Source organism: Burkholderia sp. Ac-20384 (assembly GCF_017104605.1).
GTDB lineage: Bacteria > Pseudomonadota > Gammaproteobacteria > Burkholderiales > Burkholderiaceae > Burkholderia > Burkholderia lata.
Genome location: NZ_JAAGPE010000658.1, coordinates 1 through 1,259, shown reverse-complemented (window position 1 = coordinate 1,259; position 1,259 = coordinate 1). Strand labels below are relative to the sequence as shown.

Genomic DNA, 1,259 nt, shown 5'->3' with positions numbered 1-1,259 from the left:
CCGGCGCCGAGGCCGGCCGCTTCGCGCAGCCGGCGCGTTTCGTCGAGGATGCGATGCGCGCGGGCCCAGGCTTCGTCCTCGGTCGCGGCGAGGATCGGCCGGAACGACACGGAGAAGCGCACCTGCCGGCCGTGCCGCGCGGCTTCGGCGCGCACGCGCGTCGTCAGGTCGCGCACCTGGTCGAGCGATTCGCCCCACAGCGCGTAGACGTCCGCATGCTTGCCGGCCACTTCGAGCGCGGCTTCCGACGCGCCACCGAAATAGATCGGCACATGCGGCTGCTGGAATGGCTTCACTTCCGAAAAGCCCTGCTTGAACCGGTAGTGCGTACCGTCGTGATCGAACGGCTGCGCTTCGGTCCAGATCCGCCGCAGGATGTCGAGGTATTCGTCGGTGCGTGCATAGCGCGCGTCGTGGTCGAGGAAGTCGCCGTCGCGCTGCTGTTCGCTGTCCGAGCCGCCGGAGATGAAGTGCACGGCGAGCCGGCCACGGCTGAACTGGTCGAGCGTCGCGATTTGCCGCGCCGCGAGCGTCGGCGCGGTGAAGCCGGGGCGATGCGCGAGCATGAAGTGGATCCGCTCGGTCGCGGCCGCCGCAAACGCGATCGTCAGCGTCGCCGACGGGCCGGTCGAGTGGTGCGGCACGAGGATCCGGTCGAAGCCGGCCGTCTCGTGGGCGCGTGCAAAGTCGCGCACGTAATCGGGATCGACGACCGGGCCGGACGGCGGGTGGATTTCCGACTGCTTCTGGCTCTGGATCATGCCGATGAATTCGACGCTCATCTGGGTCTCCGGTACAGGGACGTCCCGGCGCGTGGCCGGGCAGGAATGGAGCGCAGGTTAACGCCGCGATCATGCGAAACGGAAATAATCAATCCCGATTTGAATATCAGATTTGCATGGTTTGGGCGGGGATGCGCCGCGCATACGCTGTGGGCTCACGAACGATCGGGCGCGCGGGCGCCGGCGAATCCGGCGCCGTGCGTTCCGGATCGCCGACTTCATGAGCAACCGTGCCGCGTGGCGATCGATTGCCGCTATTGCCGCTATTGCCGCCTGTCCGTATTACTTTCCGTATCACCCAGGGAATCCGTCTCGATGTCCGCCAGCCTTGCCGCTTCCTCGCCGCAGCCTCAGCCGCGTTCGCTGCGCCTCCTGCCCTCCGAAGATGCCGATGCCGACGACGCACGCGTTGCCGCGCTGCTCGACCGCCTCGCGCCGGAGCTGGCCGCCGATGCGGCCCGCAACGACGTCGATGGA

Annotated in this window: 1 protein-coding gene; it reads right to left on the bottom strand. The window is 67.8% G+C overall.

Annotated features, from left to right (window positions below; all coding sequences use genetic code 11):
- A partial coding sequence (locus G3O00_RS42650) for an LLM class flavin-dependent oxidoreductase (protein ID WP_206146593.1) occupies nucleotides 1-782 on the bottom strand: 782 nt, incomplete at its 3' end.
- Between the last annotated feature and the right edge of the window lie 477 nt (nucleotides 783-1,259).